This window comes from Ruegeria sp. YKSF57 (genome assembly GCF_059612585.1).
Genome location: NZ_JBXWQW010000018.1, coordinates 50,511 through 77,509 on the forward strand (window position 1 = coordinate 50,511; position 26,999 = coordinate 77,509).

The 26,999-nt window shown below is 59.5% G+C and carries 24 protein-coding genes; 20 read left to right on the forward strand and 4 right to left on the reverse strand.

Annotated features, from left to right (window positions below; translation table 11 throughout):
• Nucleotides 1–59: 59 nt before the first annotated feature.
• Nucleotides 60–455 carry a DUF1348 family protein gene (locus AC2FLX_RS09405; protein ID WP_496810065.1) on the reverse strand — a complete coding sequence of 132 codons (396 nt, stop codon included), beginning with the start codon at nucleotides 453–455 and terminating at the stop codon, nucleotides 60–62.
• A 180-nt stretch (nucleotides 456–635) separates the two neighbouring features.
• Between AC2FLX_RS09405 and AC2FLX_RS09410 the strand changes: the two genes are divergently transcribed.
• Complete coding sequence (locus AC2FLX_RS09410; protein WP_496810064.1) at nucleotides 636–3,845, forward strand: AAA family ATPase; 3,210 nt, start codon at nucleotides 636–638, stop codon at nucleotides 3,843–3,845.
• A 61-nt stretch (nucleotides 3,846–3,906) separates the two neighbouring features.
• Here AC2FLX_RS09410 and AC2FLX_RS09415 read toward each other — a convergent pair whose 3' ends face one another.
• Both AC2FLX_RS09415 and AC2FLX_RS09420 read right to left on the reverse strand, forming a co-directional pair.
• Nucleotides 3,907–5,751, reverse strand: a complete 1,845-nt coding sequence (locus AC2FLX_RS09415; RefSeq protein ID WP_496810063.1) for an adenylate/guanylate cyclase domain-containing protein — start codon at nucleotides 5,749–5,751, stop codon at nucleotides 3,907–3,909.
• A 90-nt stretch (nucleotides 5,752–5,841) separates the two neighbouring features.
• Nucleotides 5,842–6,612 carry an SDR family NAD(P)-dependent oxidoreductase gene (locus AC2FLX_RS09420; RefSeq protein WP_496810062.1) on the reverse strand — a complete coding sequence of 257 codons (771 nt, stop codon included), beginning with the start codon at nucleotides 6,610–6,612 and terminating at the stop codon, nucleotides 5,842–5,844.
• A gap of 307 nt (nucleotides 6,613–6,919) precedes the next feature.
• On the opposite strand from AC2FLX_RS09420, the gene AC2FLX_RS09425 reads away from it, so the two are divergent.
• From AC2FLX_RS09425 to AC2FLX_RS09440, 4 genes are read left to right on the forward strand one after another with little or no spacing between them, the layout of a single operon-like run.
• Complete coding sequence (locus tag AC2FLX_RS09425) at nucleotides 6,920–7,888, forward strand: carbon-nitrogen hydrolase family protein (RefSeq protein WP_480749409.1); 969 nt, start codon at nucleotides 6,920–6,922, stop codon at nucleotides 7,886–7,888.
• 57 nt (nucleotides 7,889–7,945) lie between these two features.
• Nucleotides 7,946–10,684, forward strand: a complete 2,739-nt coding sequence (locus AC2FLX_RS09430) for an aminotransferase class I/II-fold pyridoxal phosphate-dependent enzyme (RefSeq protein ID WP_496810080.1) — start codon at nucleotides 7,946–7,948, stop codon at nucleotides 10,682–10,684.
• Between the two features lie 40 nt (nucleotides 10,685–10,724).
• A complete protein-coding gene (locus AC2FLX_RS09435; RefSeq protein WP_480749408.1) occupies nucleotides 10,725–12,176 on the forward strand; it encodes a biotin carboxylase in 1,452 nt (483 codons plus the stop codon).
• 5 nt (nucleotides 12,177–12,181) lie between these two features.
• Complete coding sequence (locus tag AC2FLX_RS09440; protein ID WP_480749407.1) at nucleotides 12,182–13,171, forward strand: C45 family autoproteolytic acyltransferase/hydrolase; 990 nt, start codon at nucleotides 12,182–12,184, stop codon at nucleotides 13,169–13,171.
• 461 nt (nucleotides 13,172–13,632) lie between these two features.
• On the opposite strand, the gene AC2FLX_RS09445 is transcribed toward AC2FLX_RS09440, so the two are convergent.
• Complete coding sequence (locus AC2FLX_RS09445) at nucleotides 13,633–14,652, reverse strand: LacI family DNA-binding transcriptional regulator (protein WP_496744229.1); 1,020 nt, start codon at nucleotides 14,650–14,652, stop codon at nucleotides 13,633–13,635.
• 135 nt (nucleotides 14,653–14,787) lie between these two features.
• Between AC2FLX_RS09445 and AC2FLX_RS09450 the strand changes: the two genes are divergently transcribed.
• From AC2FLX_RS09450 to modC, 15 genes are all read left to right on the forward strand, one after another.
• Nucleotides 14,788–14,973 carry a hypothetical protein gene (locus AC2FLX_RS09450; protein WP_480749404.1) on the forward strand — a complete coding sequence of 62 codons (186 nt, stop codon included), beginning with the start codon at nucleotides 14,788–14,790 and terminating at the stop codon, nucleotides 14,971–14,973.
• 34 nt (nucleotides 14,974–15,007) lie between these two features.
• Entirely contained in the window at nucleotides 15,008–16,153 is a 1,146-nt protein-coding gene (locus AC2FLX_RS09455; RefSeq protein WP_496810061.1) for a TRAP transporter substrate-binding protein, read from the forward strand.
• A 110-nt stretch (nucleotides 16,154–16,263) separates the two neighbouring features.
• The gene (locus tag AC2FLX_RS09460; RefSeq protein WP_480749402.1) at nucleotides 16,264–16,776 is read left to right on the forward strand and encodes a TRAP transporter small permease; all 513 of its coding nucleotides are present in this window, start codon (nucleotides 16,264–16,266) and stop codon (nucleotides 16,774–16,776) included.
• Between the two features lie 11 nt (nucleotides 16,777–16,787).
• Entirely contained in the window at nucleotides 16,788–18,116 is a 1,329-nt protein-coding gene (locus AC2FLX_RS09465; protein WP_480749401.1) for a TRAP transporter large permease, read from the forward strand.
• 12 nt (nucleotides 18,117–18,128) lie between these two features.
• Nucleotides 18,129–19,436: a histidinol dehydrogenase gene (gene hisD / locus AC2FLX_RS09470; RefSeq protein ID WP_496810060.1), complete on the forward strand. Its 1,308-nt coding sequence runs from the start codon at nucleotides 18,129–18,131 to the stop codon at nucleotides 19,434–19,436.
• Complete coding sequence (locus AC2FLX_RS09475) at nucleotides 19,429–20,190, forward strand: SDR family NAD(P)-dependent oxidoreductase (protein WP_496810059.1); 762 nt, start codon at nucleotides 19,429–19,431, stop codon at nucleotides 20,188–20,190. Before hisD ends, AC2FLX_RS09475 begins: the two co-directional genes overlap by 8 nt.
• Nucleotides 20,187–21,167 carry an alcohol dehydrogenase catalytic domain-containing protein gene (locus AC2FLX_RS09480; RefSeq protein ID WP_480749398.1) on the forward strand — a complete coding sequence of 327 codons (981 nt, stop codon included), beginning with the start codon at nucleotides 20,187–20,189 and terminating at the stop codon, nucleotides 21,165–21,167. The genes AC2FLX_RS09475 and AC2FLX_RS09480 overlap by 4 nt, the downstream gene beginning before the upstream one ends.
• A 23-nt stretch (nucleotides 21,168–21,190) precedes the next feature.
• Entirely contained in the window at nucleotides 21,191–21,601 is a 411-nt protein-coding gene (locus AC2FLX_RS09485) for a universal stress protein (RefSeq protein WP_480749397.1), read from the forward strand.
• Nucleotides 21,602–21,650: 49 nt separating this feature from the next.
• Nucleotides 21,651–22,157, forward strand: a complete 507-nt coding sequence (gene comD / locus AC2FLX_RS09490) for a sulfopyruvate decarboxylase subunit alpha (RefSeq protein WP_480749396.1) — start codon at nucleotides 21,651–21,653, stop codon at nucleotides 22,155–22,157.
• Entirely contained in the window at nucleotides 22,154–22,708 is a 555-nt protein-coding gene (comE, locus tag AC2FLX_RS09495) for a sulfopyruvate decarboxylase subunit beta (RefSeq protein ID WP_480749395.1), read from the forward strand. Before comD ends, comE begins: the two co-directional genes overlap by 4 nt.
• On the forward strand, nucleotides 22,708–23,811 hold the full coding sequence (locus tag AC2FLX_RS09500) for an alpha-hydroxy acid oxidase (protein ID WP_496810058.1): 1,104 nt from the start codon (nucleotides 22,708–22,710) through the stop codon (nucleotides 23,809–23,811). Before comE ends, AC2FLX_RS09500 begins: the two co-directional genes overlap by 1 nt.
• A gap of 137 nt (nucleotides 23,812–23,948) precedes the next feature.
• Nucleotides 23,949–24,320, forward strand: a complete 372-nt coding sequence (locus AC2FLX_RS09505) for a winged helix-turn-helix domain-containing protein (RefSeq protein ID WP_480749393.1) — start codon at nucleotides 23,949–23,951, stop codon at nucleotides 24,318–24,320.
• Nucleotides 24,321–24,380: 60 nt separating this feature from the next.
• Nucleotides 24,381–25,160, forward strand: a complete 780-nt coding sequence (modA, locus tag AC2FLX_RS09510; RefSeq protein WP_496810057.1) for a molybdate ABC transporter substrate-binding protein — start codon at nucleotides 24,381–24,383, stop codon at nucleotides 25,158–25,160.
• Nucleotides 25,161–25,164: 4 nt separating this feature from the next.
• Nucleotides 25,165–25,857 carry a molybdate ABC transporter permease subunit gene (gene modB / locus AC2FLX_RS09515; RefSeq protein ID WP_480749391.1) on the forward strand — a complete coding sequence of 231 codons (693 nt, stop codon included), beginning with the start codon at nucleotides 25,165–25,167 and terminating at the stop codon, nucleotides 25,855–25,857.
• Nucleotides 25,854–26,957 (forward strand): molybdenum ABC transporter ATP-binding protein, encoded by a 1,104-nt coding sequence (gene modC, locus AC2FLX_RS09520; RefSeq protein WP_480749390.1) that lies wholly within the window; start codon nucleotides 25,854–25,856, stop codon nucleotides 26,955–26,957. The genes modB and modC overlap by 4 nt, the downstream gene beginning before the upstream one ends.
• Nucleotides 26,958–26,999 lie beyond the last annotated feature (42 nt).

The following is a 26,999-nucleotide window of genomic DNA, read 5'->3' on the forward strand; positions in this document are numbered from 1 at the left end:
AGCGTCGCGTGCCGGGCCTATGCAAACGCGGATTTTCGGTCGATTCCTATTATTTTCGACTATTCCCCTGAAACCTGGCGATCATAGTCGAGGGCATCGAACCAACCCAGGGAATTGGTGATGACGCTGTTCTCATCCAGTTCCCATTCCTCCCAGCCACTTGCTTTCACATAGTTGCCGGTTTCCGAATGATGCCCCTCCAGCGTCCAGCCAAAGACTGCATGATCGCCCGCAACCCGAAAGAAATCCCGCGTCAGCTTCAGATCAGAAAAAGACGCCATGAACCCGCTCGCCATTGCAATCATCGCCTCGCGTCCGAACTGGTTGTCGCCTCGATTAATCGTGATCCCTTTGCCCGGGGCATAGTGACCGGCAACCGCTTGTGGATCGCCCGAATTCCACGCGGCAGTGTACGCCTCGGTCATCTTTTCGAACGTGGTCTCATCCACTCCCATCGTGTTCCTCCCCCAATGATTACCCGTGGCAACCTAGACGCCATTACATTTCCCTGTCCACAGACGAAACGGCAGGGCCATTGCTCAAACGTGCCTGTGGGTGGGCAATAATCATTGCCCAATCGAACATGATCGGAAAAACTGGCATTGCAGAACCAAAGGAAAGGGTTGCGGACCCGGATGTCGAAACTCGGAGAATGGCTGGCGCAAAGAAACCTTGCGAATCTCGAAGCGTCTCTGGTCGAAAACGAGATTGATCTGGACATTCTGTTCGATCTCACCGACGAGGATATGCGCGAGATCGGCCTGTCCCTTGGTGCGCGAAAACGATTGCGCGCAGCCTTCGATGCGGATGCGACCGATCCCCAACCCGTCGCAATTTCCCCCGCGAACGTCCCGCGCGACGCGGAACGGCGCCACCTGACGACCTTGTTCATCGACCTCGTCGGCTCGACCGCACTGTCGGCGCGGCTGGACCCCGAAGATTTGAGTGATGTCATCAAGCGCTACCAGAACACCGTGGCAGGCATCGTTACCCGCTACGAAGGTCACGTCGCAAAGTACATGGGTGATGGAGTGCTGTGCTATTTCGGCTGGCCGGTCGCACATGAAGACGATGCGAAACGCGCTACACGTTCTGCCTTGGCGACGGTACGTTCTGTCGCAGAAATGCGCGCACCGGATGGTCAGGCGATGGCGGCGCGCGCCGGCGTGGCGACCGGAATGGTCGTTGTGGGCGACCTTATCGGCGAAGGCTCGGCGCAGGAGGAAACTGTCGTTGGCGATACTCCCAACCTTGCGGCACGTCTTCAAACGCTTGCCGAACCGGGCCAGATTCTGGTCTCGGATGAAACCCGGCATCTGATTCAAGACACTTTCGAGACCGAGACGTTGGGCCAGTTCAGCATCAAAGGGCTGGATGCGCCGGTCTCGGCCTGGCAAGTGACGGTCGAGCGCAGTCTCGAAAGCCGGTTCGAGGCCGAGGACCTCGCCCCTATCCTTCCCATGATCGGCCGCAACCACGAGCTTGGACTGATCATGGAACGCTGGCATCGCGCGGTCTCTGGCGAAGGGCAGGTCACTGTCCTGATCGGCGAAGCGGGTATCGGAAAGTCGCGGCTCACGCGGGCTGTTGTCGATGAGATCCGCCAGCAAGACCACTATCGGATCAATTACCACTGCTCGCCCTATCACACGGATTCCAGCTTCTATCCGGTCATCCGGCAGCTGTCCCATGCGATGGGTCTGCGCGAAACCGACACGACCGAGGACAAGATTGGCAAGCTGCACCAACAGCTTCGCGTAGCCGATCCTGGGATCATCGCCGAGCTTTTGCAAGTTGAAGCCGTATCCGCTGACAGCATCTCGGATATGTCTCCGCAACAGCTCCGGCTCCGGATCATGGAAGAAACCTCGCGCGAAATGCAGGCCTTGGCACGGGAAAGGCCGGTCCTGCTGGTCGTCGAAGACGCGCATTGGAGCGATGCTTCGACGCTGGCGATGATCGAGGCGTGTCTGGACCGCATCGCAGGCGAACGTGTGATGATCCTTATCACCGCGCGTCCCACGTTCCGGCATGGCTTCGGCGGTCATCCGATCATGTCAAACCTGACGCTCAACCGCCTGGGTTCGGACCAGATCGAAGGGGTTCTGGCCAAGATCACCGGCGGCAAGACTCTGCCCGACGAACTGGTCGCGGAAATCATTAACCGGACCGACGGCGTGCCGCTGTTCATCGAGGAACTCACCAAGACCATCCTTGAGTCCGGTGATCTGATTGAAAACGAACACAGCTTCGAACTTGCCGGTCCTTTGAACCGGGTCACTATCCCCGCAACGCTGCACGATTCCCTTATGGCGCGGATCGACCGGTTGCAGCCCGTCAAGGAAATTGCCCAGATGGCGGCCTGTATCGGCCGCAGTTTCGAGCGTGCGGCGCTGGCCAAGATCGCGCGCGTCGACGACCGGATGCTGGACGACGCATTGGGACAGCTCGAACGCAGCGAGCTTGTGTTCCGGCGGGGAACACCACCCGATGCAACTTATGTCTTCAAACACGCGCTGGTGCGTGACGTCGCGTATGAAAGCCTGTTGAAACGGCGGCGTCTGGAAATTCATCACCGGCTCGTCGACCTGTTCGAAACCGACCCGACCGCGCCAGCCGAACTGATTGCACACCACGCAACCGAAGCAGGGTTGACGGAAAAAGCCGTTCTCTTGTGGGGCGAAGCCGCAAAGAAAGCACAAGCTCGCCCAGCCTATATCGAAGCAGGCAATCAGTTGCGAACCGCGCTCGAGCTGGTTTCGGGGCTTCTGGACAAGCCCGAATGGCGGGAAAAGGAACTGGCCTTGCTGGTACAGCTTGCGCAGGTCCACATCGCCAAGGATGGATACGCGTCCAAGGAAGCAGGCGATGCATTTTCTCGGGCGCTGGAGCGTATCGGGGCAACCTCCGACCCCGAGCTGAAAGTTGCAATCTATTATGGCAAATGGATCGCCCCTTATATCGGCAACGATCTGCACCTTGCTTTCGATCTGGTGTCGCGTTTGGTCACGGACATGGCCGATGAAACCGACCCCATCCCGGGGCTGATTTCGCGCCGGATGCGGGCCGCGACCCTCATCGCCATGGGCCGGTCACCCGAGGCGCTCGAAGACTTGAATGCGGCTTTCGCCTTGTACGAGTCGGCCGAAATCGTGGATTTCTCGACCAGATTTGCACAAGACCCCGGCGTACAGATATGGTGTTACATGCTGCTGGCACAATGGATGTGCGGGGACGAGGCCGAGGCGTGGAACACGGCCAATCGGTCATTGGCCCGTGCGCGGAAACTCAAACATGCAAACACGATCTGCTATGCAGGCCTGCATTCTGTCACCCTGGCAATCTGGACCGAAAATGTCGCACGCGCCCGCGAGATCAACGACGAAATGAGGCGTCTGGCCGAAGATCACGACATGGCGCTATGGAAGAGTTACGTGACCATCCACGATGCTGTTCTCGCTTGCATGACGGATGAACCGGACGCTGCCAAGCGGCTGGATGTCGCTCTTGAGGAATACCGGATGACAGGCTGCTGGCTCTGGGTCTCGCTGTACCTGAGCGAACAGGCAAAAGCGCTGCTGAGGTCTGGTGATCTCACTGCCGCAATGCGCTCGGTCGACCGCGCCCTGCGCGAGCAGGAAGCAACCGGGGAACGCTGGGCCGAGGCCGAACTTCGCCGGATCCAAGGCGAAATCCTGATGGCCAGTGGGGAAAACGCCGCCGCCAAAACGGCATTTCAACAGGCTGCCTCTGTAGCCTGCGCGCAGCAGGCCCAAGCCCTGACTATGCGCGTGGCGAAATCGTCGGAGATACACGGGATTGAAATCAATCACGCGGATGTCTGACTGACTGCTCGTTCACAACGTTTCGAAAGCTTGGCGCGAAAATCATATGGCAATACAACGCCTAACCTCTTGCATCCGAACTATCTGCAGCCCCTGTTCCTTTTACCCGAACGAACCGCACCGGTTCCGCAAAACCGCCCAGCAAGGCCCGATCTTCTGTCGCGCTGCGAGCCGCAAGATGGGCGGGTGCCTCACCCGAAGCCGAGATCGCCATCGACAAAACGATCTCTCCGCCATCTGCCTGCGCCTGCAATCGCGCGGCTAAATTCACGGCAGCGCCAAAATAATCCAATACACCATTTGAGGTGACGGCGACGCATGTGCCCTCGTGCACCCCGATCTTGAGTTCAATTGGCGTCAGATCGTGGTTGCGATTGAATATTCCTACCTCGTCCTGCATGTCGAGCGCCGCGCAAAGCGCGGCCTCGCCACTCGGAAATGTCGCCATCACCGCATCACCAATGGTCTTGACCAACGCACCGTCATGACGCGCAATTCGTTCTTCGAGAAAGGCAAAATGGTTGCGAACCATCGCATAGGCACGGCTGTCACCAACCTGCTCGAACAGGGCGGTCGAGCCTTTCAGGTCTGTAAACAGGATGCCGGTCCAGCCGATCTCCACCTCGTCGCCAGGGCGGAGCAATTGCTCCGGGCACAACTCGCGAAATGCCCGCATGCCGATCACGGTTGGCACCGACAGCGCGTTTCTGGACCACTCGGTCGTCTCGATCACCAGGCAACGAGGATTCTCACATTTGTTGATGGCGTGAACGAACCCTTGCGGAGCTGGGTCGCCTAGTATCAACCGGTCTTCTTCGAACACTATCTCCGGAATCACGCCGCCGAAGATCTCTATTTCCGTCATCGGCCCCGGCTCGATCGTGCGTATGCGGTAACGCCCGTTCCGCAAAATGACCTGTTCGGTTCGTTCGCCAAGCGCACCAACATCGCATTGAATCTTGACGTGCGAAGTGGCCACGGCGGATTGAATGCAGAATGCTTCGGTCGCCGGCACCTGATACCAGGGCGATGGCGCGAACACCAACTCGACATTCCGGGCAAAGTCGCGCTCATAGTCGATGTTGCAAGAGGTGCAATGCACCTCCCGCGGTACGTTCGAAAGCAGCAGGCTTTGCGATTTTCCACCACGGCACCGCGGACACATGACCTCCCAGCGCAGTGCCAGCAGACCGGCCCGATGCGCTGCCAGCATCAGGTCGACCACGTCAGACGGGCGCGCGCCCCAAGCCTTCGCCAATGCCAGCGGGCGCATGCGGCGAACCTCGATAGGATCAGAACTGTCGAGGTACTTCATCAATCGCGAAGTCAGCCCATGCGTATGTGCCTGCTGATCTTCAAGGTGCTGTTTGATCGTCGCGAGCCTTTCTGGCGGTGCCTCGGCCGTGGCTTTCGCGGCTGCGGCCCGGCGCTCTGCAATTGCGTCCACTTTTAATGGCTCCAACATCAGCTTGTGCGTCGCAGCTGGCAATTCCCGAGTGATCAAGTGAAGAAACCCCAATCGGAACAGGGCCTCTCCCAATAAATTGTCCCATCGGGCGGTGTAATCGAAATCCACCTGCGCATCTGTGCCTTCCCCCGAAAAACTGATCCTGACCGACAATTCCTTGTAGGGGCCGTTGAAGAAAAACCGCTCCATCTCGACAAAGCGCCTGTCGACCCACTGACCGAACCGTTCCTCCCACCGTAAAACGAATGGGCCCATGCGCTTCGAACAGCGCCTCAGGGTCCGACCGTCCGATCCGATCGCGTCCTCGGCGACGTAGGGAGTAAACCCCGTGCCGGCGACAATGTTCAGTCTTTCGGTGTCCGCAACCGCGTTCCACAGGGCATCAACCGGTGCGTCGAAACGCTCGGTGCGCCGAATTGTGAACATTCGCTCGCGCATTCCGGCCCTCCTCAGGTCTGTGTCGTCCGCCAGAGGCAAATTCGCACGACGAAATCTTGCTCCCTGGGCGCCCGGGACGATCCGACATGCCTACTCGGCGACAAACCCGCCATCCACGACCAACTCGGCATCCGTCATGTACGAGGCGTCGTCGCTGGCAAGGAACAAGACGGCACGCGCAATCTCGCGGGGCTGGGCCAGCCGACCCATCGGTATCTTGGCGATGGTTGCGGCGACGAATGCCTCGGCATCGTCACCGAGGCTTGCAACCGCTGAATGCACCAACGGCGTATCGGTATAGCCGGCATGAATTGAATTGATGCGGATCGGCCAACCGCGACGGGCGCAATCGACGGCAGCGGCCTTGGTCGCGGCCCTCACCCCGCCCTTTGTCGCGCTGTAGGCGGCAAGCAGCGGTTCCCCGATCAAAGCGGCGATGGACGAGTTGTTGATGATTGCGCCTCCGCGGTCTCTCATTGCACGAATTGCGGCCTGCATCCCGAAGAACACGCCATCGAAATTGACCGCTGTGACGTGTCGCCACTGTTCCAGAGTCGTTTCGTCGATCCTGACCATGTGGCCACCGCCGGCATTGTTGAAAAGAACATCCAGGTGTCCGTGGCGGCTGATCACGTCCTTGATCAGGGCATCCCAGCCGTCGGGGTCGGTGGTGTCCTGCCATAGCGTCTCGATTGGCAGACCTGCAGAAACGCTGTCGGCAAGCGCCTTTTCCAAGCCATCCTTGTTGATGTCGGTAGCGACAAGGACCGCGCCTTCTGCCGCAAACTCGACAGCGGTCGCCAAACCGATCCCGCTTGCCGCGCCGGTAACCAGCACGACGCTGCCATCAAACCGGCCCATGTGGTTTCCCTCCGATACACTGCCGTCAGGCAAATTTACCACAGTATTTGACAGGACTGTCAGTGAAAATTATCGGCGGACGATTGCGGCAATGGCGCATCAGGCGAGGCCACAAGACACTTACATTCAATCATTCCGGCGGTCGGGGGCGCACCCAGCCTTGAAACAGAACTTGCAAGGCGATCCCCGCAGAAGCCCAAATAATGACCAAGCGGCACCGATGGATTGGATCTGAGAAACGCTCTAGCCAATGCAAAAAAGGGGTCATAGACTGGGATTAACAGATTATTTTGGAGTTTCTCCCCATATGACACCTTTCGCCATTGCTGGTGTTCAGATGCATGTCGCCGCGCTTCACTCGAATGTAGAGGCCATGCGTCACCGAATTGAAATCCTGATGGCTCGTTTCCCCTGGACGCAGATGGTGCTGTTTTCCGAATTGGCACCTTACGGCCCGCTGGACCGTTTTGCGCAGCCGTTTCCGAACGATGCCTTGTCACAGTTTCAGGAAGACGCGCATCGGTTTGGTATCTGGCTGATCCCCGGATCGATGTTCGAAAAAGCCGAGGACGGCCGGATCTTCAACACCTCCGTCGTGATCAACCCCCAAGGCGAAATCGTCGCCAAATACTCCAAGATGTTCCCATTCCGTCCGTATGAGACCGGAATTTCCGCCGGAACCGAATTCTGTGTGTTCGATGTTCCAGAGGTAGGCCGCTTCGGCTTGTCGATCTGCTATGATATCTGGTTTCCCGAAACCACACGGCAACTGACAAGTCAGGGTGTCGAGGTGCTGTTGCATCCGGTGCTGACCGGCACCACCGACCGGGAGGCGGAACTGTCCATTGCCCGCGCCACGGCGGCGCAATTCCAATGTTATGTCTTCGACGTCAACGGGCTCAGCGCGGGCGGTGTCGGGCGCTCTCTGGTGGTCGACCCCTCGGCAACCGTACTGCACCAATCTGCGGGACAAGAGGATATGTTCCCCATCGAAATAGACCTCGACCAGGTGCGGCGTCAGCGTGAAACCGGTCTCAAGGGGCTTGGTCAGGTATTAAAAAGCTTCCGCGACCGCGAAGCCGAATTCACCGTCTACGACCGCACCAGCGGCGCAGACGCATATCTCAAGACACTAGGGCCGCTGGAAACCCCCGGACAAGGGTCATCACGCGGGCTTCAGACCTCCGACCCCAGAAGCTCCCTGGAGAATTTGGAGCAGAACTTACGTTCGCCGCATAATTTTACCGTCTTTCCTGGAAAGACGGGTTCAGATTAACCGGACTGGAAGGCGGCGCAGGTCCTGACGCGACAGAAAAGGAGGCAGGTTTTGAACTTGCACTCGCGGAAGAAGAAGCTGCCGTCGATCCGGGATTACTACAGCGCGACCCAACTGCGCGCGGACAGGTGGAGCGCATTGCGGGAGGCCGCCGAAGGCCTCGTCCGACACCGCAAAGAGGGCCGCCAAAACCAGAAGCTCATGAACACCGCAGAGCATCTGCTGGATGTCCTTGCACCGGTCGAACGATACTGGGCCTTTCCCGGCATACACGCATTCGATCACCTGCGCAGGCTTCTGCTGCATGGCAATTCTGACGATCTGTCCGTATCAGTCCGGCGCATCGCCAGGGCGCTGACGTCGGGCGCCTACCGGCGTCGCTCGATTCCATTGTCTTCTGACGAGATCGACAATGAGGATTACGAGGATGAAGCTTCGCTGGCCCCCGAAGCACGGGCGCTGGGGCGTCCCTATTTCGAGGTTCTGATCGTAGATGACGTGTCCGAACCTCAGGAACGGTTCCTGCGGCAGAACCTGCAGCGCATGCGCCGTGTCGAAGATCAGTTCATTTACGAGCCAGTGATCGTACCCTCGCTCGAAGACGCGCTGATTGGCGTTCTGTTCAACCACAATGTTCAGGCCGTGGTGGTACGTCCGGGGTTGTCGCTCAAGTCCAAGAATGAGTTGCCGATTCTCAGCCAATACCTGACTCGCGTCAGCGAAGGCGAAGCCGTGGACGAGATCGAGCCACATGAATACGGTCCCGAGGCCTGCCGGCTGATCGAGAAAATTCGCCCCGAACTGGATGCCTATCTGGTCACCGACCGGTCAGCCGAGGATATTGCCGGTCTGGACCTCGGCCGGTGCCGCCGCGTGTTCTACAATCAGGAAGATTTTCAGGAGCTGCACCTCAATATCCTGCGGGGGGTGGACCGCCGTTACAAGACGCCCTTTTTCACCGCGTTGAAAGAGTATTCCAAACAGCCCACGGGCGTGTTCCATGCCATGCCGATCAGCCGTGGCAAGTCGATCAGCCGCTCGCACTGGATTCAGGACATGGGGGCGTTTTACGGCTCGAACATCTTCCTTGCCGAAACTTCCGCGACCTCCGGCGGCCTCGACAGCCTGCTCGAGCCACGCGGCCCGATCAAGGAAGCGCAGGACATGGCGGCGCGGGCATTCGGGGCGAAACATACATTCTTTGCCACCAACGGCACCTCGACCTGCAACAAGATCGTGGTGCAGTCGGTAGTCCGGCCCGGCGACATCGTGCTGGTCGACCGCGACTGCCACAAATCGCACCATTACGGCATGGTTCTGGCTGGGGCCAACGTTGTCTACATGGACAGCTACCCGCTGCATGAGCACTCGATGTACGGCGCGGTACCGCTGCGGGAAATCAAACACACCCTCCTGCAACTCAAGGCCGCCGGAAAGCTGGATCAGGTCAGAATGGTGTTGCTGACCAACTGCACATTTGACGGCGTGGTCTATAACGTGCAACGCGTCATGGAAGAATGCCTCGCAATCAAGAAAGACCTGATCTTTCTTTGGGACGAGGCCTGGTTTGGCTTTGCGCGCTTTGACCCCACCTACCGCCAACGCACGGCAATGGGGGTTGCCAACACGCTCAGACAAACGTTGCGCAGTCAGGAAACCGCCGACGCATGGGAAGCGCAGCAGCAAGCGCTCAAAGGCGCAACCGAAGATCAATTGCTCGATACGCGTCTTGTACCGCCGCCCGATGCGCGGGTCCGGGTCTATGCCACCCAATCGACCCACAAAACGCTGACATCGCTCCGTCAGGGCTCGATGATCCATGTCAACGATCAGGACTTCAAGGGCGAGGTCGAACAGTCCTTTCACGAAGCCTACATGACCCACACCTCGACCTCGCCGAACTACCAGATCATCGCCTCGCTGGATGTCGGGCGGCGGCAGGTCGAACTGGAGGGGTTCGAGTTCGTTCAGAAGCAGATCGAAACCGCGATGTCGATCCGCCGCGCAATCTCCGACAATCCGCTCCTGAACAAGTATTTTCGCATCCTGACTGCCGGCGACATGATCCCCGAGCGGTTTCGCGAAAGCGGAGTGGAAGCCTATTACGACCCGGATCACGGATGGGCCGACACCTGGAATATGTGGAGCCAGGACGAGTTCGTACTGGACCCGACGCGCATCACTCTGGCCGTCGGCGGAACCGGATGGGACGGCGATACGTTCAAGACCAAGATCTTGATGGACAAATACGGGATCCAGATCAACAAGACGTCCCGCAATACGGTGCTGTTCATGACCAATATCGGCACCACACGTTCTTCGGTCGCCTATCTGATCGAGGTACTGGTCGAGATTGCAAACGATCTGGACGAGTTGCTTGATGACGCGTCCAAGATGGAGCGGCGCTCGTTCGAAAACCGGGTGGCAGCGTTGGTCGAGCATGTCCCGCCGCTACCGGATTTCAGCCGTTTCCACGACGCGTTCCGCACAGGCAAGGATACGCCCGAAGGCGACATCCGTACTGCCTTCTTCCTCGCCTATAACGAGGACAACTGCGATTACATCCCGACCGACGACACCCTGTTGAAGCGCCTGGAATCCGGCGAGGAACTGGTGTCGTCAAGCTTCATCATACCCTATCCGCCCGGCTTTCCGATACTGGTGCCGGGTCAGGTCATCAGCCCGGAAATCCTGTCATTCATGCGGGCGCTGGATGTCAGCGAAATCCATGGCTACCGCGCCGATCTGGGCCTGCGGGTGTTCACCAAAGAGGCTCTGCAATCAGTCAAGAAATAACAGTCGGCCCAAAACAATAATTTCAAAGGGGAGAAGACACATGCCGAAGAAAGTTCTGAACAATATTTCGGAAATCCGCCGGTACTTTCACACCAATTCGGACCCGATCTATTTTGTCTCAGCAACCAATTTCAATCTTCTTGGGCTTGATGAGTGGGTGAAGAATTTCAAATACATCTGTTACATGGACTGTTTCGACGGCCGTCACCCGAACGTGCTGGTTCCGTCAGAACTGCCGCATGACGAGTTCCAGTCGATCGAGGATATCAACAACTACCTGCTGCAGCACAAGGAAGTCATCGACTACGTCAAATCACGCGGCGGCAAGCCGAAATTCGTGTTCCTGATGTTCGACGAGAAAACCGAGAAACTTGCCAAGGAAATCGGCGGTGAGGTCTGGTTTCCCAAGGCAAAACTGCGCACCAAGATGGACAACAAGATCGAAACCGTCCGTGTCGGCAACAAGGCCGGCGTCCCCTCGGTGCCCAACACACTGTCCAGGGTGGACAGCTACGACCACCTCAAGAAGATCTGCAAGAAGGCGGATCTGGGCGACGATCTGGTGCTGCAAAGCGCGTTCGGGGATTCAGGCCACACCACATTCTTTATCAAGTCCGAGGCCGATTTTCGCAAGCACGAGCATGAGATCGTCGGCCAGGGCGAAATCAAGATCATGAAGCGGATCGACTGCCGCGGCTCGGCGATCGAAGCGTGCTGCACCGCCGAAGGCACCATCGTCGGCCCACTGATGACCGAGCTTGTCGGGTTCAAGGAACTGACGCCCTATCGAGGCGGCTGGTGCGGCAACGAAATCTTCTCCACCGCCTTCCCGCCAAAAACCCGCGAGAAGGCGCGCGAGCTGACCTTCAAGTTCGGCGAACAGCTGCGCAAGGAAGGCTATCGCGGCTATTTCGAACTGGACTTCCTGATCGACAAGAAAACAGGCGACATCTGGCTGGGCGAGCTGAACCCGCGCATCACCGGCGCCTCTTCGATGACCAACCACGCGGCCTTTGCCCATGCGGATGCGCCACTGTTCATCTTCCATCTGCTCGAGTTCTCGAAAAAACCGTTCAAGCTGGACGTGGAGGAATTGAACGCCCGCTGGGCGGATCCAGACATGATCGATTCCTGGTCACAGATGGTGATCAAGCATACCGAGGACACCGTGGATATTGTCACCCATGCCCCCCAATCCGGCATTTACAAGATGCTGCCGGACGGTCAGGTCGTGTTCAATCGGTTCGATTACCACCGCCGCGCGGTCGAAAGCGAGGATGAAGCGTTCTTCCTGCGTATCTCGAATGTGGGCGATTACCGCTATGAGGGCGCGGATCTCGGCATCCTTGTGACCAGGGGGCGCTCGATGACCAAAGGCTTCAAACTGACCGAGAAATCGAAGCGCTGGATCGACGGAATCAAGAACGCCTATTCCGCCCGCCCGCTGCCCTCTGCGCAGGCCTTTGAGGATCCGGCATTTAAGATTATGTAGGGCGCATGAAACTGACATTCCGCGCCGTGGAGGAAACACAGCCCGGCCAGAAACTGACCGGGCTCTTTTCCGAATACAGAAAGGCCTATCTCAATTGGTGGGCGGGCGAAGGCCTGTCCGGTCGCCCCACCTATGCGGAATGCCGCCGGGCCTTGCAAACTCACATGCCCGAAATCGTCGGACTCTACGACCGGTTGTGCGCTGCCGCTGGGGGCGGTGATCTGGAATCGCGGTTCCTGAGTTTCTATTGCCCGCCACGCTATCTGGCCGGTTGCAGTCAGGCGATCTGGCAGGGCAAGGAACCGCTCTTGGTCCGCAACTACGATTACAACCCGTCGGCATTTGACGGGGTATTTCTCAAAACCGTCTGGAACGGGCGTCAGGTGATGGGCACTTCGGATGGGCTGTTCGGTCTGCTCGACGGGATCAACGACGCGGGCCTCACCGTTTCGCTGACCTTTGGCGGACGCCGTGCTGTTGGCGACGGCTTTGGCGTGCCCCTCATCCTCAGATACCTTTTGCAAGTTTGCTCGACCATCGATGAGGCAAAAGAGGTTCTGACGCGGGTTCCCTGTCACATGACCTACAACGTGACGGTTCTGGATCGCGACAGGAATTACTTTACCGCCTACCTTGCTCCAGATCGCCCCACCATCATTACCAGAGTGGCAGTCGCCACCAACCATCAGGAGCGCGTTGAATGGTCCAGCCACGCGCGTTTGACGGCCTCAGTCGAACGGGAGCGGTTTCTGCTTCAGCGGTTGACGCTGCATCCGGAAACGAAAGAGAAGTTCATCGGGTCGTTCCTCAAGCCCCCGCTGTATTCGCTGGCATTCAACAGGGGATTTGGCACCCTCTACACAGCCGCCTATCACCCCTGCGATCTGTCCGTGGAACTGATCTGGCCGGACCGGACGTGGCGCAAGAACCTGAACCGGTTTGAAACAGGTCAACTCGGGGTCGACTATCCCGATGTTTTGCAGTCGGCAACTTGACAATCGCCTTGAGCTGACGCTCCATTTCGGGTCAGGTGCAAGGTGACCGATCCACCCCGTCCAAGCTGTTTGTCAAACCCTGCCATTGCCTTGCAGGAACTTTTACTGTCAACCGTTGCGCGAACCCTGTCTCTTAAGAAGATACACTCTGAAGAAGGACCGGCACAGCGCAGCAAACTGCCGAGGCTCTGGCCGAGCTGGTTTATGTCAATCTGCTGCACCCCGGTCATCCCGCGCTGTTCGGGTGGCCGCGCCGAACTGGGCGTGCGGATGGCCGTCAGCGCGCAGATGGGGCAACGCCATGGCATTCCTTGCACGGACAGCGCGGGCATGACCAACAGCAAGCTACCCGACTTTCAGGCGGGTTGCGAAAAAGGGAATGCCGAACTGCCCAGCGCGCCGGATGCGGCACGCGCCCGGGCTGGGACAAACCGGGCAGGGCCCCGTCAATCCCACGTGGGTCACATTGGCCGGGACAGCGAACCGCGGGTCACGATTTCGGTTTGAAGCTGGATGGATTGGCCAGGCGCTGCGGTTTCGATCATGTTGATCAACTCGATCGCTGCCCTACGACCCATCTCGCGATGCGGGACATGCAATGTCGTAAGGCCCGGATGAACAATCCGGGCCAACTCGATATCGTCGAACCCGGTGATCGATATATCTTCGGGCACACGCAGGCCCATCTTTTCGGCTTGGCGCAGCGCGCCTACGGCAAGAACGTCGTTACCGCACAAGACTGCTGTCGGGCGTGGGGCGCGGGACATCAACCTGCTGAAGGCTGCGGCCCCATTTTCGATTTCGTATGGTGTTTCGATGATCGACAATGCGTCGGGGGACAGGCCGTTTTTTGTCAAGGCGTCCCTGATGCCCTCGATCCTCAACCGGGCGCGGTCGTTGCCTTTACTGATGGCCGAAATCGTCGCCAGGCGCGTGTGCCCCTGACCGATCACCGCGTTCGCCAGTGCCATCATCGCTTCGCGATTGTCAAATCCGATGGAAGGAACACGCTTGCCCGGAATGAAGGACCAGGCGACCATCGCGGGGACCTTCTGACGGTCGAGATAGTCGTAGATGCGTGGGTCGCGATCATGGCCGATGAGCAACAGCCCATCAGCGCCACGGGCGACCAGATTTCTGATCTGCTCTTCCTCGACCTCGGGTTTGTAGGCGGAACTTGCAACAAGCAGGGTATAGCCGCGCTGGTGAATCTCTTCCTGAAACGCCTGCAGCCCCCTAGCAAAGATCGCGTTTTCCATCGTGGGAATGATCGCGCCGATCGTGAACGACCTCTTAGCCGCCATGACGCGTGCGGCAAAATTCGGTGTGTATCCCAAGACCTCGACCGCCGACATGACGCGTTTGCGCGTCGCCTCGACGACGCGTTGCGGATCGTTGAGGCACCTCGACACGGTCGCAGTCGAAACGCCCGCTTTCCTGGCTACATCATCCAGGGTCGGCGCGGACCGAAGTTTTGTCATTCTCGAACTCACAATTCGCTTTTGCCAAAGTCTAGACGGTTTGATGAGTGGATGGAAGTCACAATGTAAGCGCTTGCATTTGTCATGTAAGCGCTTACAAATAGGTAAGAGCCGATTCTACAGGGAGACCGGGAAATGTTTCTTGCAGCGTCCATTATCGTGTTTGCCATCTATTTTGCGAACGTGGCTTTGGGTGCTTTTGCGGGCAGCGCATTTCTTGGGGATGTAGGGGAGATGTTGGTTCTGTTCGCGGCGTCGATCCTGTTCGTTGTCGCAATTCTGAAGAAGGAGGCCGACCGCGACGCCAAGAATGGCGGTTGAGATGGGGCCGAATTTTCCAATGGGAGGGCATAATATGAACAACGACAGAAACGAGCTTGCATCCGCAGAGCGCCGCAATTTCCTGAAACTTAGTGCCAGCGGCGCTTTTACCGCCGCGCTGGTCGCAGGTGCCGGTGGGGTGCTTTGGTCATCCGAAGCGGCCGCGCAGACCGCGAAAGAGGAGCGCGAGCGGGAAAATGCGGCCGATCACGTCATGACCGTGGCAACAGCCTATGTGCTGGGAGCCTCGCGCAGCTATCCGATCATGCAACTGGACCTCAAAGAGAACATCCAGAACGCGACGAACGGCAAGGTGTATGTCAAACTGGCACCCGGCGGCCAGTTGGGCGCGGGCGGCGCGCTGGTGCAAAAGGTGCAGGGCGGCACGATTCAGGCGGCGCAGCATTCGTTGTCGAACTTCGCGCCCTTTGCCTCGACCGTCGATCTGATCAACATGCCTTATTTGTGCGGTTCGAACCAGCGCTTTACCAATCTGGTGCATTCCGACACATGGAAGAACGAAGTTCACCCCAAGGTCGAGGCGGCCGGGTTCAAGGCACTGTTCTATGTGGTGATCGACCCGCGTGTCGTCGCGGTGCGTCAGGGCGGTAACGCAGTCATGACCCCGGGTGACATGAGCGGCATCAAGTTCCGCGTGCCGGGGTCGAAGATGCTGCAACAATACTACCGGATGGTAGGCGCCAACCCGACCCCGGTTGCGTGGGGCGAAACACCTTCGGCCATCAAGCAGGGTGTCGCGGATGCGCTCGATCCGTCCGTTGGGGCGCTGTATGTTTTTGGTTTCAAGGACATTCTGAGCCATGTGACCTTTACACAGGCAGTGCCGGACAGTCAGGTCTATTCCTGTAACCTGGAATGGTTCAACTCGATGCCTGCCGATGTGCAGGAAGGCATCATGTGGGGGTCGGAGATGACCAGCCACCAGAACCTGTCCAAGGTTCCCTCGGCGCGGGCCTTTGCCATGTCCGAGTTGAACAAGGCCGGAGTCGAGTTCCACTCGCTCAGCGCAGATCAATTGGCGGAATGGCAGGATGCCGGCGGCTATCAGAACGCCGATTGGGATCCGTTCAAGACGGAATTGGCGGGGTCGATGGATGCCTTTGAAAAGCTGGTCGAAGCGGCTGGTACACAGGGCAAATACTACGTTCACGACGCCTGATACAAATTCGGCGGGCACCGAACGGGTGTCCGCCGAGAGCTTCAAAAGCGTGGCCCACAGCAACGTCTTGCAGAATGCCTGCGCGTGACCGTTTTGACGCCGAGGGGAAAATGACCGTTCTTCAGAACTTAGACCGAAATGCAGAACGCTGGCTGCTGCTTGTGTTCTATGTGATGCTGGTGATCACGATGGCCATCGAGGTTCTGCGGCGCGAGATTTTCGCGTTCTCTTCGATCTGGGGCGAGGAAATCGTTCGCTATTCCTTCATCTATCTTGCCTGGATTGGCGCGGCTGCCGCCGTCAAGGAGCGGGCGCATATCCGCATTGACGTGGTCATGCACTATCTCGGGCCGCGCCCCAAAGCGTTGCTGTATATATTTGGCGATCTGGTGATGTTCGTCGTCGCCGTGATCGCGCTATACTGGTCTTACGAGGCCGTTCACGTGTCTGCCAAGTTCGGATCGGTGACCGATGGCCTGCGCGTGTCAAAGGTCTGGTTCCTGATGGCGGTTCCAACCGGTTTTGCGCTGATGATCTGGCGGCTGATCCAATCCCTGATGCGCGACGTGAAATCCCTTCGAGACGGCACCCCCGTCTTTGAAGGCGACAAGCTGTTTGATTGAGGAGACCTGCGATGCTTTGGAATTCCCTCAATCAATCCGTCGAACTGGGCTGGGATTTCTATCTGCCGGTTATCATGTTTGTCGGCCTCATCGCCTTGGCCGTACCGGTCTGGGCCGCGATTGGTTCGGCGGCAATCGTGATGCTGGTGATGTCAGGTGACTTGCCGCTCAGCCTTGTTGGCGAGAGCCTGTTCACCGGCATCGACGCGTTTGCGCTGACCGCCGTTCCGCTGTTCATCCTGACCGGTGACGTACTGGTCAGGACCGGGTTGTCACGCAAGTTTCTGGACGTGGCCGAGGCGCTGACCTGTTTCGCCAAGGGTGGTTTCGGCTCGGCCACGGTTCTGGTCTGCGGCATGTTTGCCGCCATCTCGGGCTCTGACGCGGCGGGTGCAGCCGCCGTGGGCCGCATGACCATCAACCGGTTGGTCGAAAGCGGCTATCCGCGCCCCTATGCGTGTGCGCTGGTTGCCGCAGGGGCCTGTACCGGCATTCTGATCCCGCCGTCCATTGCCTATATCATCATCGGCCTTGTGCTGGGGATTTCCGCATCGACCCTGTTTCTGGCCGCGCTCATTCCCGGTCTTGCCATTCTGGTGTCTATCCTGATCACCAACATCATCATGAACCGCCTATACGCCTATGAAGGGGGCGGGTTGATGACCATGGGCGAGTGGCTGGCCAATCTGGGCAAGGCTCTCAGGTCAGGTTGGTACGCCTTCATCGTGCCGGGGATTATCTTCTACGGCATCTTCTCGGGTCGCCTGACGCCGACCGAGGCCGGAGCGACCGCCGTGGTCGTCACCATTATCATGGGTTTCATCCTGCGTACGCTGACGCTGGCTGATTTCCCGTCGATGTTGGTCAGTTCGGCCAAGGTGAACGGGGTGATCCTGCCGATCATTGCGTTTTCGGCCCCATTGGCCGAAGCGCTTGCTATCATGGGTGTGCCGCAGGGCTTTGTCGCCTCGATCACGTCGTTGACCGATGACCCCTATCTTTTGATCCTTCTGATGATCGGCATCCTGATTGCTGCCGGTTGCGTCATGGAGACGACGCCGAATATCGTGATCCTCGCGCCCATCCTGAAACCGTTGGCGGACAATATCGGAATGAACGAAATTCAGTTCTGCATCATGATGATTACCGCGCTGGGTGTCGGGTTCATCACGCCGCCTTTGGGTCTGAACCTGTTCGTCGTCTCGGGCATAACCGGCGAGTCGATCCTCAAGATCGCCGCCCGTGCCGTGCCCTTCGTTCTTACCATGCTGATCGTGGTCATTCTGATCGCTTATGTTCCGGCGGTTTCGACTACATTGCTTCCTGAAATCTACCAATAGGATCTGCTGAATATGCCTCGTGACTATCTGAAAAAGGCGACCCTGACGGCGCAATCGCATGCGACGGAGGTGCATGACACGGTCAAGACCATCCTTGCCGACATCGAGGCGGGCAGAGATGCCAAGGCGCAGGAATACGCCGCCAAGTTCGACAAGTATGACGGCAACGTCCTGATGAGTGCGGCAGAGATCGAGGCCGCCTGCGCGCGGGTTCCCGAAAAGCTCAAGGCGGATATCCGGTTTGCCCATGACAATGTGCGCCGCTTCGCGGAAACGCAAAAAGCGACCGTGTCAGATGTGCAGATGGAGATCGTGCCGGGATTTGTCGCCGGCCAGAAAGCGATCCCGGTGGATGCGGCCGGCTGCTACGTGCCCGGCGGGCGATACAGCCACGTCGCCAGCGCCATCATGACCGTGACCACGGCCAAGGTGGCCGGGTGCCGGCATATCACCGCCTGTTCGCCTCCGCGCCCGGGCGAGGGTGTCGCCCCGGCGATCGTCTATGCCGCGCATATCTGCGGGGCCGACAGCATTCTAGCCATGGGCGGCGTGCAGGGCGTGGCCGCCATGACTTATGGTTTGTTCGGCCTGCCGCGTGCCAATATCCTTGTGGGCCCGGGCAACCAGTTCGTGGCCGAAGCCAAGCGCATTCTCTATGGCAAGGTCGGTATCGACATGATCGCCGGTCCCACCGACAGTCTGATTTTGGCGGACTCGACCTCGGATGCGCATGTGGTTGCAACCGATTTGGTCAGCCAGGCCGAACATGGATACAACTCACCCGTCTGGCTGGTGACCGATGACCGGGACCTGGCGCAGAAGGTCATGGAACTGGTTCCGGCATTGATCGACGATCTTCCTGAGCTGAACCGTGACAATGCCTTTGCTGCGTGGCGTGACTATGCCGAAGTAATCGTCTGTTCGGACCGCGAGGAAATGGCCGCCTGTTCCGACGAATATGCGCCCGAACATCTGACGGTACAGGCCGATGATCTGGATTGGTGGTTGAACCGCCTGACCTGCTATGGCTCGCTGTTTCTGGGCGAGGAAACCACCGTGTCCTACGGCGACAAGGCCACGGGCACCAACCATGTGCTGCCCACGTCTGGCGCTGCGAGCTATACTGGCGGGCTGAGCGTGCACAAATACATGAAGATCGTGACATGGCAGCGGGCGACGCGTGAGGGGTCCAAGCCGATTGCGTTGGCCACTGCCCGCATCTCCCGCCTGGAGGGGATGGAGGGGCATGCACGGGCTGCCGATGTGCGACTTGCCAAGTATTTTCCCGACGAACAGTTCGATCTGACCGCCGATGGATGATCCGCGCGCGCTTTTTGACCTGACGGGACGGGTTGCCTGCGTCACCGGCGCAAGCTCGGGTCTGGGGCGGAGGGCGGTGATTGTTCTGGCCGCCGCCGGGGCTCGGGTAATCGGCGTCGCTCGACGCGCCGGGGCCTTGGCGCAGCTGCGTGACGAGGTTGGCGACAGCGTCGCCACAATGGTCGGGGATGTGGTCGACCGGGCCGCGACAGACGCGCTGGTCGAACGGATATCCGCCCCGTTCGGCGCGCCGGACATCATTGTCCACGCGGCCGGGTTGAATTCGCGCGAAGCCGCCGATGAGGTCACGGACGAAGGTTGGGATGCGACCCTTGCACTGAACCTCAGCGCGCCGTTCTTTCTGAGCCGGGCGATGGTGCCTGTAATGAAGGAACGCGGCTGGGGCCGCATCGTGAACTTCGCGTCGTTGCAGACCACGAGGGCCTTTCCGGGCGGCATCGCCTATGGCGCGACCAAAGCCGGGATCGGCCAGCTGACACGGGCCATGGCCGAGGCATGGTCGCCTTTCGGCATCACCGCCAACGCAATCGGGCCGGGGTTCTTTCCGACGGAACTGACGCAAGCCGTATTCGACGATCCCGAACGGGCTGCCCGCAATGCCGCGCAAACCTGCATCCGGCGCAATGGGCGGTTGGAGGATATCGACGGTCCAATCCTGTTTTTGTGCTCAAGGGCGTCTGACTATGTCACGGGGCAGGTTTTGATGGTCGACGGGGGGTTCACGGCAAAATGAAAGCGCTGGTTTACGAGGGTGTAGAACGGCTGGCTTATGAGGAAGTGCCCGATGCCGTTCCCGTCCTGGGCGAGCACCTGATCCGGGTCGAGGCCGTCGGCATCTGTGGCTCGGACATGCATGCGTATCTCGGTCACGACGCCCGGCGTCCGGCGCCGCTGATATTGGGGCACGAGGCGGCGGGAGTTGTCGTCGGCGGGACCATGGACGGGACGCGCGTGACGATCAATCCGCTTGTGGTCTGTGGCCGTTGCCTTGCCTGCGTGTCTGGTCGCGAAAATCTGTGCCCGGAACGTCAAATCATCTCGATGCCCCCGCGTGAGGGGGCGTTTGCGCAATATGTCACCATGCCGGAGGCCAATCTGATCAAGGTGCCGGATGACGTGCCGTTATCCCGGGCCGCGCTGGCCGAGCCGCTCGCAGTGAGTTGGCATGCGGTCAGGTTGGGGGTTGAGGCCCTGCATCCTGCGATGGACAGGCGTGCGCTGGTAATTGGTGGCGGGGCCATTGGCGTTGCGGCGGCATTGGCGCTCAAGGCGATCGGGGTTGATGACGTGACCATTGTCGAACCGAATGCGCACAGGCGAGGGTTTCTGGAACAGCTTCGGTCACTGAAACTGGTAGACAGTGTGATCGGTTCGTTTCCGCTTGTCATAGACGCTGTCGGATATGCGGCGACCCGAGACAGCGCGTCAGCCCGCGTTGCGCCGGGAGGGGTGATCGTGCATGTCGGGCTGGGCGAGGACACGGGCGGGCTGGATGTGCGCCGAATGACCTTGCAGGAAATAACCTTCATCGGCACTTATACCTATACGAGCGAGGATTTTCGCCAGACCGCGCAGGCGATCTTTGATGGGCGCCTTGGGCAACTCGACTGGTTTGAAGAACGGGCGTTGTCAGATGGGGCGCAAGCGTTTCGCGATTTGCGTGCCGGTACGGTCGCCGCACCAAAGATCGTCCTGACACCGTGGGCGTAGACCCGGCAACAATGGAGGCAACCATGTACAAAAAAGTTCTTGTCCCGATGGCGCTGGATCACGGCATCTCGCAGCACACGCTGGAAGTGGCCCAGGCCCTTTCCGGCGGAAGTGGTGAGATCATTGCATTGCATGTCTATGAAGCGCCGCAGGGTTCCGTCAGCAGCTATCTGGACAAATCCGTGGTCGAAGAGGCGTTTCGCCATGCGCGCAACCTGCTTGTGGACAAGGTCGAGGGCCTTGACGGCGTTCATCCCGTTATTGTCAGGGGGCATTCGGCTCGTGCCATCATCGATTATGCCACCGAAAACGAGATCGACTGTATCATTGTAGGCTCGCACAAACCGGGGCTCAGCGACTATTTTCTGGGCTCGACCGCATCGCGCGTCGTTCGGCATGCACCCTGTGCCGTGCATGTGCACCGCCAATCCTAAACCCGTCAATCGCGCCCAGGGCGCATCATTCAGGATCTAGAACTCGGATATGAACATAGACAAACAGATCACCGATACTCTGGTCGCGAACGACATTTCGTTCGTCACCACGGTGCCGTGCAAGCAACTGGCCGGGGTCATTGCCGAAATCGATCGGCGCGATGATATCCTACACATCCCCTCGAACAAGGAAGACGAGGGCATGGGGTTGTGTGCCGGTGCCTGGATGGGCGGCAAGCGTCCGGCCATCATCATGCAGAACACCGCGATTGGCGTAACCATCAACACGCTGGCCACGCTGATCCAGTACTATCGGATGCCCCTGCCGATGCTGATCTCCTATCGCGGCGAGTTGCGCGAGCCGGTGGCCTGCCAGGTCGAGATGGCCGTGCATACCAAGGCGCTTCTGGCGCAACTTAACATCCCCACCTACCATTTCCACAATCAGCGGGATGTTGGGGAACTGGACAACATCCTGAAATACACCTTCATGTGCAACAAGCCGGTGGCGGTCCTGACCGACGCCAATTTCTGGGGAGGCTACGGCGACCAATGATCCGTTCTGAAATTCTGCGGGAAATCGCCCCGATCATTCGTGACCATCTAGTGATCTGCAATATCGGCATCCCCAGCCAGGAGTTGCACGCCATCGACGACCAGCCGACCAATTTCTACATGCTTGGCACGATGGGTCTGGCCTCGTCGATCGGGTTCGGGCTGGCACTGGCGCAGCCCAAGCCGGTGATCGTGATCGACGGTGACGGATCGGTTCTGACCAATCTGGGCACGTTGCCCACCATCGGTAACCATCAGGCCGACAACTATATCCTGCTGATCATCGACAACGGGTCCTATGGCTCGACCGGGGATCAGCCGACCTATGCCGGGCAGCGGACCTCGCTGGCGGGAATGGCCCGCGAGGCGGGGTGCGAGACCGTGATCGAGTGCCGCGCGGAAGAGACCGGAGCAGTGTTGCAGCAGGCTCTGGATGCCGGGCGCAAGACCGTCATCGTGTGCAAATGCGAAAGTGGCAACGCCAAGATGCCTGTCATCACCATGGACCCGGTGGTCATCCGCGACCGTTTCATGAAGGCCGTTCAGGCCTGATGGCGACAAACGCCATCCATTGCGCCGAAGACGCGCGCCGGTTGGCACGCCGAGGGCTGCCTTGGATGGTGTTCGATTATATCGACGGTGCCGCAGGCCAAGAGCAGGGCGCGCGGCGCAATCGCGCGGCGCTGGACCGGGTTCAGTTACGCCCGCGAGTGCTTCGCAACGTGCAGCGACGAAGTCTGAATCACGTGGTCCTAGATAAGGAGTGCGGGCAAGCCTTCGGGATCAGTCCAATGGGCATGTGCAATCTGGCTGGGCATGGGGCGGATCTGATGCTGGCCCGGTTGGCTGCGCGACTGCGCATACCGCATGTGGTTTCAACGCTGGCCTCGACCAGCCTCGAACAGATCCAGGAACAGGCGCAAGGGCAGGCCTGGCTGCAATTGTACTATGGCGAAGATTCCTGGCGTCTGATCCCTCGTGCGCGCGCTGCGGGTTACCAGACGCTGGTTCTGACCGTGGACGTGCCTGAGGTGGGGCGGCGGCCCAAGGATCTGCGCAATGGGTTCAAGATGCCCTTCCGTCTGGGTCCGCGCCAATTCATCGATTTTGCGCTGCATCCGCGCTGGTCGCTGAGCACCCTTTTCAAGGGCCGTCCGGAACTGGCGAATTTTGGCGGACCTTTCGGGACTTTTGACCGGGACGCCAGCCGTGCGGCGGCCGATTGGGACTATCTGAGGCGGTTGCGTCAGGAATGGCAGGGCAATCTGGTGGTCAAGGGTGTGATGGACCCCGAAGATGCCTTGCGATTGCGGAACGAAGGCGTCGATGCGGTACAGGTTTCCAACCACGGCGGCCGACAGATGGAAAGCGCGCCGGGTGCACTTGACGCGTTGCGCGAAATTCGCGAGGCCATCGGGTCGGAGTTCCCGCTGTTCTTCGATAGCGGCCTGCGGTCGGGAGAAGACATTGTCAAAGCCTATGCTTCGGGCGCGGATTTCGTTTTCTTCGGACGGCCCCTGCTTTATGCAATCGCGGCCAGCGGCGAATCTGGTCTCAAGCAGTTTGCAGCTGTGCTTCAGGCTGAGCTTCACCAGACATTGGCGCAAATCGGCCGATGCGCGATCACTGAAGTCGATCAAAGCTGTATTGCGTGACGTTGCGGTATTCGGAAAACCGCGACAGCGTGGATCAGCAGGCGTGTCGGCAGCCATTGCGCATATGATTGACCGCCACCGGGTTCATAGTCAGATGTACCGTTGAACTCTGCACCCTGTCCAAGCACAATCGCGCTATGACAAACCGCTTTCCCGATCCCCGCTTCCGATTGCGCGTCGTGTTCAGCCCGGACGAGATGATCGGACCTGGCAAGGCGGAATTGCTGGAACATATCGCGTGCACCGGGTCCATTGCGGCGGCGGGGCGCGAAATGAGTATGAGCTACAAGCGGGCCTGGCAACTGGTTGAGACTATGAATGCGATGTTTGCCGAACCTGTCGTGCTAAGCACGCGCGGTGGGGCCAATCGTGGCGGGGCCGAGCTGACGCAGACGGGGCGTAAGGTCCTGGCTGCCTATCGCGCGCTCGAACACGATGCGCGGCAGGCCGCGCATCCACATATCGAAAAGCTGTGCGAGATGCTGCGCGAACGGGAGGTGGAAAAATAGGGGTTGCCCATGCAGATGAAGCTCCGATATTCCCGAAAAAACATAACGAGTTTTTGACCTATGAACACGACTTTCTCTCGCGTTTGCCGAACCTGGATCGCGGCGCTTGGAATATGCGCTTCGCTGGCCATCCCAGCGCGCGGCGAGGAGGTTCTGGTTTTTGCAGCGGCCAGTCTCAAGTCAGCTTTGGATGACATCGCGGCAGAGTATTCGGCGCAAAGTGGACATACGATTACCCTCTCTTTTGCAGGGTCCTCGGTTCTGGCGCGCCAGATACAGCTTGGCGCCCCGGCACAGGTCTTTCTTTCGGCCAATGTCGCCTGGATGGACTTATTAGAGGTGGAAGGGTTCATCGACCCGGAAACCCGGGTGGATCTGTTGGGCAACAGTCTTGTTCTGATCGGGCCACCGACCGGCGAACCGCCCGTCGAGATCGGACCGGACTATCCTTTGGGCGATCAGTTGGCGGGCGGACACCTAGCAATGGCTTTGGTGGACGCGGTGCCCGCAGGCGTCTATGGCAAGGCGGCGCTGCAGTATCTTGGTTTGTGGGACGGCGTCGCAGACCGTATAGCGCAATCCGACAATGTTCGGGCCGCGTTGGCGCTGGTGGCGGTGGGCGCAGCGCCTTTGGGCGTGGTCTATGCGACTGACGCCGCAGCGGACGATCGGGTTCAGGTTCTGGGCCACTTTCCTGCCGCTTCACATCCACAAATCGTCTATCCGGCTGCGGTGACTGCAAAATGCTCGGACGCTGCCCGAAGGTTCCTTGCTTATCTGCGGCGGGACGAAGCTCGCCGCATCTTTGTCGCGCAGGGGTTCGCCCTGCTGGAGGGTTAGGAATATGGGTTGGCTGGGTCCACAGGAATGGACTGCGCTGATACTGTCGCTCAAAGTGTCGCTTTGGGCGACGGCGGTGGCTTTGCCGTTGGGAATATTCGTGGCCTATGCTCTTGCCCGGTGGCGGTTTCCCGGGCGGCACATCGTCAACGGTCTGGTTCACCTGCCGCTGATCCTGCCGCCGGTGGTCACGGGGTATCTGCTGTTGTTGACGTTCGGCACTCAAGGGCCGCTGGGCAGCGCCTTGCAACAGATCGGTATCGTCTTTGCCTTTCGTTGGACCGGGGCGGCGCTGGCGGCGGGGATCATGGCCTTTCCGCTGATGGTGCGCGCCATCCGTCTGTCGATCGAGGCGGTCGACCCCAAGCTGGAACAGGCCGGGGCAACGCTGGGCGCCAACCGGTTTATGGTGTTCGCCACGGTGACGCTGCCGATGATCTTTCCGGGTATCATTGCGGGGGCGATACTGGCCTTTGCCAAGGCGATGGGGGAATTTGGCGCAACCATCACCTTTGTGTCGAACATCCCCGGCCAGACCCAGACGTTGCCATCGGCTGTTTACGCCTTTCTGCAGGTGCCAGGTGGCGAGCCTGCGGCAACGCGGCTTGTGCTGGTTTCCATCGGGATCGCGATGGGCGCCTTGCTGTTGTCGGAATATGTCGGCAGGCGTGCGGCGGCGCGGGTGGCCGGAACATGACGTTGTCGGTGCATATCCGGCACCAGTTACCCGAGATGGAACTGGACGTTTCCTTTGATGCGCCGCCCGGCGTCACGGTTCTGTTCGGGCGGTCGGGGTCGGGCAAGACCACGGTTGTCAACGCGGTGGCCGGGTTGTTGAGGCCAGAGATGGGTCGGGTTGCGGTGGGTGACTGGGTTCTGTTTGACACGCAACAGAAGCGGTGGCTGTCGCCACACCGGCGCAGGCTTGGCTATATATTTCAGGAAGGCCGACTGTTTCCGCATCTCACCGTGCGCCAGAACCTGGCCTACGGTCGCTGGTTTGCCCCGCGCGGAACCCGATTTGAAAGCGAGGACAAGGTGGTCGGGATGCTTGGTGTCGGCCACCTGCTGGATCGCAGGCCAACGGACCTGTCCGGGGGCGAGAAGCAGCGCGTTGCCATCGGGCGTGCCCTGTTGGCCGGCCCCCGGCTGATCCTGGCGGATGAGCCGTTGGCGGCGCTGGACGACGCGCGCAAGGCGGAAATCCTGCCCTATTTCGAACGGCTCAGGGACGAGGTTTCAATCCCGATTCTGTATGTCACCCACTCTGCCGCCGAAGTGGCGCGTCTGGCGACTTCGGTGGTCGCGTTGCAAGACGGGCGTGTCGCCCGGCATGGCCCCGCATCCGAAGTCCTGTCCGACCCGGCGGTCGCGCCTGCGGGTATTCGCGCCGTCGGGGCAATCCTGCAAGCCAATGTCGTGACACATCATGATGACGGGTTGACCGAGCTGCAGGCTGGTGAGAACCGCCTGTTTCTGCCGCGCATCCCGCACAGGATCGGCGAAAGCCTGCGAGTTCGGATTGCGGCGCAAGAGGTGATCCTGGCCAACCACAAGCCAGAGGGATTGTCGGCGCTCAATGTACTGCCCGGCACGGTCACGGGTATCCGCGCGGGTGAAGGGCCGGGGGCAATCGTTTCGGTCGCGACCGATGCCGGGACAGTGCTTGCCCGTGTCACACGGCGATCCGTGGCGGCCCTTGGGCTAGGAGTTGGGAGCGAATGCCATGCAATCATCAAAACTGTGGCGATTGCCCCGGAAGATGTGGGAGGGCGTATCCTGAAAGGTGCAGATTGAAGTCGCGGTGTCGAGACTTGACACTTGCGTGTTTCAGTGTGG

Coding starts and splice junctions, on each gene's coding strand:
- AC2FLX_RS09405 (WP_496810065.1), bottom strand. CDS start 455: ATGGGAGTGGATGAGACCACGTTCGAAAAGATGACCGAGGCGTACACT.
- AC2FLX_RS09410 (WP_496810064.1), top strand. CDS start 636: ATGTCGAAACTCGGAGAATGGCTGGCGCAAAGAAACCTTGCGAATCTC.
- AC2FLX_RS09415 (WP_496810063.1), bottom strand. CDS start 5,751: ATGCGCGAGCGAATGTTCACAATTCGGCGCACCGAGCGTTTCGACGCA.
- AC2FLX_RS09420 (WP_496810062.1), bottom strand. CDS start 6,612: ATGGGCCGGTTTGATGGCAGCGTCGTGCTGGTTACCGGCGCGGCAAGC.
- AC2FLX_RS09425 (WP_480749409.1), top strand. CDS start 6,920: ATGACACCTTTCGCCATTGCTGGTGTTCAGATGCATGTCGCCGCGCTT.
- AC2FLX_RS09435 (WP_480749408.1), top strand. CDS start 10,725: ATGCCGAAGAAAGTTCTGAACAATATTTCGGAAATCCGCCGGTACTTT.
- AC2FLX_RS09440 (WP_480749407.1), top strand. CDS start 12,182: ATGAAACTGACATTCCGCGCCGTGGAGGAAACACAGCCCGGCCAGAAA.
- AC2FLX_RS09445 (WP_496744229.1), bottom strand. CDS start 14,652: ATGACAAAACTTCGGTCCGCGCCGACCCTGGATGATGTAGCCAGGAAA.
- AC2FLX_RS09450 (WP_480749404.1), top strand. CDS start 14,788: ATGTTTCTTGCAGCGTCCATTATCGTGTTTGCCATCTATTTTGCGAAC.
- AC2FLX_RS09455 (WP_496810061.1), top strand. CDS start 15,008: ATGAACAACGACAGAAACGAGCTTGCATCCGCAGAGCGCCGCAATTTC.
- AC2FLX_RS09460 (WP_480749402.1), top strand. CDS start 16,264: ATGACCGTTCTTCAGAACTTAGACCGAAATGCAGAACGCTGGCTGCTG.
- AC2FLX_RS09465 (WP_480749401.1), top strand. CDS start 16,788: ATGCTTTGGAATTCCCTCAATCAATCCGTCGAACTGGGCTGGGATTTC.
- hisD (WP_496810060.1), top strand. CDS start 18,129: ATGCCTCGTGACTATCTGAAAAAGGCGACCCTGACGGCGCAATCGCAT.
- AC2FLX_RS09475 (WP_496810059.1), top strand. CDS start 19,429: ATGGATGATCCGCGCGCGCTTTTTGACCTGACGGGACGGGTTGCCTGC.
- AC2FLX_RS09480 (WP_480749398.1), top strand. CDS start 20,187: ATGAAAGCGCTGGTTTACGAGGGTGTAGAACGGCTGGCTTATGAGGAA.
- AC2FLX_RS09485 (WP_480749397.1), top strand. CDS start 21,191: ATGTACAAAAAAGTTCTTGTCCCGATGGCGCTGGATCACGGCATCTCG.
- comD (WP_480749396.1), top strand. CDS start 21,651: ATGAACATAGACAAACAGATCACCGATACTCTGGTCGCGAACGACATT.
- comE (WP_480749395.1), top strand. CDS start 22,154: ATGATCCGTTCTGAAATTCTGCGGGAAATCGCCCCGATCATTCGTGAC.
- AC2FLX_RS09500 (WP_496810058.1), top strand. CDS start 22,708: ATGGCGACAAACGCCATCCATTGCGCCGAAGACGCGCGCCGGTTGGCA.
- AC2FLX_RS09505 (WP_480749393.1), top strand. CDS start 23,949: ATGACAAACCGCTTTCCCGATCCCCGCTTCCGATTGCGCGTCGTGTTC.
- modA (WP_496810057.1), top strand. CDS start 24,381: ATGAACACGACTTTCTCTCGCGTTTGCCGAACCTGGATCGCGGCGCTT.
- modB (WP_480749391.1), top strand. CDS start 25,165: ATGGGTTGGCTGGGTCCACAGGAATGGACTGCGCTGATACTGTCGCTC.
- modC (WP_480749390.1), top strand. CDS start 25,854: ATGACGTTGTCGGTGCATATCCGGCACCAGTTACCCGAGATGGAACTG.